The sequence below is a fragment of the Ornithinibacillus salinisoli genome (assembly GCF_042684965.1).
GTDB lineage: Bacteria > Bacillota > Bacilli > Bacillales > Amphibacillaceae > Ornithinibacillus > Ornithinibacillus salinisoli.
The window spans coordinates 117,380-123,379 of sequence record NZ_JBHUMI010000011.1; the positions used below are offsets into that span (position 1 = coordinate 117,380).

Annotated in this window: 5 protein-coding genes and 1 rRNA gene; 4 read left to right on the plus strand and 2 right to left on the minus strand. The window is 36.9% G+C overall.

The window, feature by feature from the left end; genetic code table 11:
- The first annotated feature begins 165 nt into the window (after positions 1 to 165).
- The 3 genes from ACFSTA_RS07050 to ACFSTA_RS07060 are packed head-to-tail and all read left to right on the plus strand — an operon-like array spanning position 166 to position 3,029.
- Positions 166 to 1,209, plus strand: a complete 1,044-nt coding sequence (locus tag ACFSTA_RS07050) for a TRAP transporter substrate-binding protein (protein ID WP_377555889.1) — start codon at positions 166 to 168, stop codon at positions 1,207 to 1,209.
- A gap of 18 nt (positions 1,210 to 1,227) precedes the next feature.
- Entirely contained in the window at positions 1,228 to 1,731 is a 504-nt protein-coding gene (locus tag ACFSTA_RS07055; protein ID WP_377555890.1) for a TRAP transporter small permease, read from the plus strand.
- Positions 1,728 to 3,029 (plus strand): TRAP transporter large permease, encoded by a 1,302-nt coding sequence (locus ACFSTA_RS07060; protein ID WP_377555891.1) that lies wholly within the window; start codon positions 1,728 to 1,730, stop codon positions 3,027 to 3,029. Before ACFSTA_RS07055 ends, ACFSTA_RS07060 begins: the two co-directional genes overlap by 4 nt.
- A 239-nt stretch (positions 3,030 to 3,268) precedes the next feature.
- Here ACFSTA_RS07060 and ACFSTA_RS07065 read toward each other — a convergent pair whose 3' ends face one another.
- On the minus strand, positions 3,269 to 4,561 hold the full coding sequence (locus ACFSTA_RS07065; RefSeq protein WP_377555893.1) for an MFS transporter: 1,293 nt from the start codon (positions 4,559 to 4,561) through the stop codon (positions 3,269 to 3,271).
- A 62-nt stretch (positions 4,562 to 4,623) separates the two neighbouring features.
- Entirely contained in the window at positions 4,624 to 5,223 is a 600-nt protein-coding gene (locus ACFSTA_RS07070) for a TetR/AcrR family transcriptional regulator (protein ID WP_377555894.1), read from the minus strand.
- Positions 5,224 to 5,922: 699 nt separating this feature from the next.
- Here ACFSTA_RS07070 and ACFSTA_RS07075 point away from each other — a divergent pair.
- Positions 5,923 to 6,000: ribosomal RNA gene (locus tag ACFSTA_RS07075) — 16S ribosomal RNA — on the plus strand; the annotation flags it as partial.

The window sequence follows — 6,000 nt, forward strand, 5'->3', positions numbered from 1 at the left end:
AGCACCACATTCTCTTTATTAAAAGAATGGAGGTGCTTTTTGTTTACATTTTTTTACAGGTGACAGGCACCTATTCTTTTATTCTTAAAATAAATTTGGTGTCATATAGTATTTAGTGAAAGCGCTTATGTATTAGGGGGATTAATGATTAAAGGAGTGATTATATTGAAGTCTACTTTTCATAAGAACTATTTTATTATCCTATTAGTTGGTATTGCCATGATCTTGTTATCTGCTTGTGGAGGAGATGATTCTGCAAATACTGATGGGGAGGTGCATGAGTTGGATTTCTCTCATTTTTTCCCACCAACACATTTTATGGAAGAGGAGATTCAAGCATTTGCATCTGATTTAGAAGAAGAGACCAGTGGAAGAGTAAAGATAACATCTTACCCTGGAGCAGCCTTGGCAGCCCCGGATGAGCAATTTGATGCTGCTGCGACAGGTTCAGTGGACTTTGCTTTAAGTGTACATGGATACACCCCAGGTGAGTTTCCGTTAACATCGGTAATGGAGCTTCCGTTTATGGCAGATACTGCCGTTAATGGCTCTACAAATTTGTGGAAACTATTTCAAGAGTTTGATGAATTTAACGATGAGTATGCGGGAACCGTTCCATTATGGTTGTATACAACAGATCCTGGTCAATTATTTACGGTAGATAAGCAGGTTAAGAGTATAGAAGATTTAAAGGGAATGAAGATTCGTTCTCCTTCACCAGAGACGAGTGAGTGGCTCGAAGCTCTTGGTGCAACAGCTGTCTCGATGCCAATGAATGAAAACTTTGAGGCGCTTGAGCGAGGTGTTGTTGATGGAACGATCGCCCCTTGGGAAGCAGTAAAAACATGGGGATTAGATGAAGTCATCAATTATGCAACCGTAGGAAACTTTTATTCTACGACGATGTTTGTTGTCATGAATGAGGACGTCTTTAATGATTTGAGTGAAGCGGATCAAGCAGCAGTTCAAGAATTAACTGGAGAAAAAATGGCTAGTCAAACAGGAGAAGTATTTGATCAATTTGGTAGTGATGCTGTGGAGCAGGCCAGGGAAAAAGGCGTAGAAATTTATGAATTATCAGAGCGTGAGTTGGCTGAGTGGAGTGAATATATTAATCCAACGATCGAAAATTGGATCCAAAGTGTGAATGAAAGAGGATTGCCTGGGCAAGAAGTATATGATCGAGCAGTTGAATTAAGCGGCAAATAGTAGGAGTGAAACAATACGATGCGAAAAATAGTAGCGAATTCGGAGAAAATACTAGATAAAATCATCTATTTTCAGCAAATCATTGCGAATGTATTTCTTCTATTGATCATGACAATTATTACGTTTGATGTCCTCGGCCGAAACCTATTTAACCAACCTTTAAAAGGAACCTATGAAATGACAGAACTCGGTACAGCGTTAATCGTATTTTTTGCGCTTGCCATGACCCATCGTAAAGGAGATCATATAACGATAGATTTTCTAGTAGATCGTTTTTCGGAAAAAGGGAAGCGGGCGCTAAATGTATTGGTTGAAATCGTTATTGCGATTGTTCTCCTTTTCATGGCGAGACAAATGTTTGGAAACGGGATACGAATGATGGAAAGAAATTCTACAACAACAGATCTAGCGCTTCCGGTGCATCCATTCCTATTTATTATTGCTTTTACACTAGTCGTATTTATGCTTACTGCAATTCTTAAAGCGATCACGTATTTCCGATTGGCGGTGGATAAAGAATGAATCCAGAGCTTATCGGTGTAGTAGGGATTATCGTTTTATTATTGTTATTTGTGATTCGCATTCCGATTGGGATATCACTCATACTAGTCGGTACCGTCGGACTGGCATTCATTCGAGATTGGGATTCTGCACTTGTGCAACTAGGGACAACTCCATTTTCAACAGCAAGCTCGTACTCTTTAAGTGTGATTCCGTTATTTATCTTAATGGGAATGTTCTTATCGTATAGTGGGTTTGGTCGTGATTTATATACCGCAGTAGACGCATGGATCGGTCATATCAAAGGTGGACTTGCCATGACAACGATCGGAACGAGTGCCCTGTTTTCCGCTATATCTGGATCGGTCAATGCAACTACAGCTACGATGGCAAGAATTTCATTGCCTGAGATGAAAAAATATCGCTATGATGATGCCTTATCGACTTCCTGTGTTGCTGCTGGAGGAACACTTGGTATTCTGATTCCACCCAGTGTGATTCTCGTCTTGTACGGTATCTTAACGATGGAACCAATTGGAAAATTATTAATTGCTGGACTGGTACCAGGATTATTACAAATGGCACTTTTTATGCTGTTGATTTATGTTATGGTATGGAGAAATCCAACACTCGCCCCTGTAACGGAAAAGAAGCGATTCATCTTAAAACTCAAATCGCTATCCAGTGTGTGGCCATTTATCTTTTTGTTTGCGTTAAGTATTGGTGGTATTTATTATGGATTTTTCACACCAACCGAAGCGGGGGGAGTGGGAGCATTTGGAGCTTTTATTCTAACCGTGGTAACAAAAAGATTAAGCTGGGAACACTTCAAAACATCGTTAAGTGAAACGACGCGATTAACAGCAGCGATCTTTTTCATTATAATTGGTGCAGATATCTTTAGTAAATTTCTAGCGTTAAGTACGATTCCAGTAAAAATCACCCAGTTTGTATCCAATCTAGCATTACCAGCAATGGGCATTTTGGGGTTGATTTTGCTCGTCTATTTAATTCTGGGGCTATTTCTTGAAGGAATTGCTATCTTTGTCCTAACTTTACCTGTTGTCTATCCACTAATTACTATGCTGGGATTCGACGGAGTTTGGTTTGGCGTTGTGATGATCTTAGTCATGAATATTGGACTCATGACACCTCCCATGGGTTTAAGTGTGTATATCATTAGTGGTGTTGCCAAAGACGTACCAGCCCAGCGGATATTTCGAGGGGTTATACCAATGTTGTTAATGATGATTTTATGTTTGGTGCTGATTGTAGTTTTCCCTAAGATTGTAACGTTTTTGCCAGAGTTGATGAGGTGATTGGAAACCAATTAACAATACAGGTAATAGAATCTAAATCAAACAAAGTAGTATCAACTATTGAAACACTACAATTTTAGCCATATAAAGCGGTATGGAATCTTTATATTTTATCTTCGAAAAGAAGTAATCGTAAATCCTTGGTCAAGGAGCGATTACTTTTTTTATATCTATAATTAAATTTGTTTCTCCCATATTTTATAAGAATTATAGGATGAAAAGTTACTCTTGAACTATATCTAGTTAATTTCCTTTCTATGTAATTTTTCATTTTGAACTATATCTCTTTTTCTCGTCAACTGTATAAATAGTCCTGTACTAATGGTACCCATTAGCGCGATGATAATAGTAAAAGCAATTGCTGGAATCCAGTTACTAATAATTAGAAACACCCCTGCTGTACTTACACCTAAAATCGCAGCAATTGTATACATGGCCATATATGTACTGCGTTCATTATCAGGAATAGTGTTTGCCAGCATGGTTTGTTGGATAGGGGCATACATAATTTCTCCGATGGATGCAAAAACCATTGCAATTATTAATAGAAGAGGTAACGTGCTGTAACTAATAATGGTATAACCGACAAAGAACAAACATAACCCAATTAGTAAAACTAGCCTCTCATTCATCCGCTGTAGTATCCATGTGATTAACATCGTACAAAATACAACAATCAGTGTGTTTGTTGTTTTCAGCATTCCAACGAGATTCATTCCATCAACCGAGAAAGAAAACAGTGAAAGTAAAGGGACTGCTTCTGGAATTTCATTAACTAGTCGAACCCCAATATAGTTGGTCAATTGTTCCTCAACAGATACCATAAGTAAAGTAGCAACCGTAAGAATAATAAAGAACCTGTGTAATAATACTTTTTTATAAGTTTGGATTATTTGTATGAATGGCGGCAATAAGTATCCACTTTTTGTCTTTGTGATTACGGACACTTCTTTGGTTGGAGTGAATGTTTCTTGAATAAAGAAAAAAGTAATCATGAACGAAAATAGAGTACAAACTGCCACTCCAATGAATAGATAAAAATGATATTCAAAAAATAAAAAGGCACCAATCATACTTCCTATGGCAGTGGCCATATTTCTTAACCAGTAAACATACGTATAGATGCTTTTTCTGTTATCCGGATGGCTAACATCTATGATTAATGCTTGATACACAGGAGTTGTTGCCCCTGTGCTTAACTGTATAAAGATAAATAGAAAGAAGGTGATATATGGGAACGTGTACCAAGGTGAGTTTACGAGAGCTGCGCCGATAAAGCTTATGAATACGATAAGTTCTGCTATTAAAATCACCCTTTTTCGACCTAGGCGATCAGAAATGTAACCACCTAGGATCGAACCGATGACATTGGCCGCCATCACACAGAGAAATAAAAAGCCAGTAATAAATGTACCTAACTGTTCTGAAAAAAAGATGATTAAATAAGGGATGACAGACATTGTTGCTATTGTTGTAATGAATTGCAGCAACATCCGTATTCTAATAACTGGATGAAAATGAAAAATACTCATTGGTATCCTCCTAATATATGAATGATTAATCAATCGTTCGTGAGGTGAAAAAGTAGACCTATTTAATGAATAGGTCCAAAAAGTTGGAATGTAGGTGTTATGTATTGATCCCACATGTTACTGTACCGTGTGTCTGTGTTATTCAAACGAATACCGATTAATAGACTAGTGTAGAGCGTAGCAACTGGTATTGGTTCTTGTTTCTGAAGTAAACCTTTTTCTTGACCGCTTTCAATTAAACGACCGATTTTGTTTCTCCATTTATCATGGAACTGATCTAGGTGATCAAATGGTTCAGGAAAGCGCTGATGTTGACCTACAACTTGCACAACAAGAGTTAAATAATTTTGTTCACCAGCAAATAACTTAATATGCTTTTTCACCATTTCTAGCAACTCAGCTACTGGATCTTCTGCATGTTCATTAAAATCAAGTATTTGATCTGAAATAGCTTCTAGTGGTTCAACAACGGATGCAATAAAGAGCTGTTCTTTATCCTTGAAGTATGTAAATACATTTCCGAAACTTATTTCCGCTGCTTCAGCAATTTTTTTTATTGTAGTTCCTTCATATCCTTCTGTAGCAAAAAGATGAACCGCAGTATCTAGAATTTTTTGTCGCCGTTTTTTCATATTTAGTCGTTGTTCTTCTGATAATGGCATGTTTAATCCTCCCATTAACGAATGATTGATCAATCGTTAGTAATAAGATATCAGATAATTATTAGGAAGTAAAGTTATTTATCCGTAAGCTATCGTAGTTGTTTTTGGTCGTATGTCTATTTTTCCTTTATATGTTTTCTATTCTTTATAGAAGAAGATGATTTCAAATTTTAGGAGTGAGTGGCACATATATAATAAGGAAACTTTCTGATTCAATAGATGAGTAAGTGGCAGTGGAAGGAATAATCGGAATGTGTCCTTAGCTTTACAGTACAGATGAAGTTTGGGAATAGTCTTAGGACTTTGAATAGATTTAATACTATTTAGGTGTTGCTTTACTATTCTATCCATGCTATATTATATATCCGCCACAAAAAACGGAAGGAAATCAAAAAAATGATTGACTTTAAGTTTAATAGTGTGGTATATTATTAAAGTCGCTTTTTTGATAAGCGACAACATTCGACTCATTTCGACAAAAAAAGTTATTGACATTTGTTTGTGAGTTTGATATTGTATAAGAGTTGCTTCATTTAAAAGCAACGCACAAAAATTGCTCTTTGAAAACTGAACAAAACAACCAGTATGTTAAGACAGAAAAACAACCCTGTTTTTCTAAAAAGCAACAAATCTAGAAGCTAGTGTTTCTGGTAGCTAAGAACTTTCATATGATTGATTGGTGTCAATCATATACAAACTTTTTTGGAGAGTTTGATCTTGGCTCAGGACGAACGCTGGCGGCGTGCCTAATACATGCAAGTCGAGCGCGGGAAGCAA

What these genes read in the sequence shown, in the direction of transcription:
- ACFSTA_RS07055 (WP_377555890.1), top strand. Translation starts at nt 1,228, where the DNA reads ATGCGAAAAATAGTAGCGAATTCGGAGAAAATACTAGATAAAATCATC.
- ACFSTA_RS07060 (WP_377555891.1), top strand. Translation starts at nt 1,728, where the DNA reads ATGAATCCAGAGCTTATCGGTGTAGTAGGGATTATCGTTTTATTATTG.
- ACFSTA_RS07065 (WP_377555893.1), bottom strand. Translation starts at nt 4,561, where the DNA reads ATGAGTATTTTTCATTTTCATCCAGTTATTAGAATACGGATGTTGCTG.
- ACFSTA_RS07070 (WP_377555894.1), bottom strand. Translation starts at nt 5,223, where the DNA reads ATGCCATTATCAGAAGAACAACGACTAAATATGAAAAAACGGCGACAA.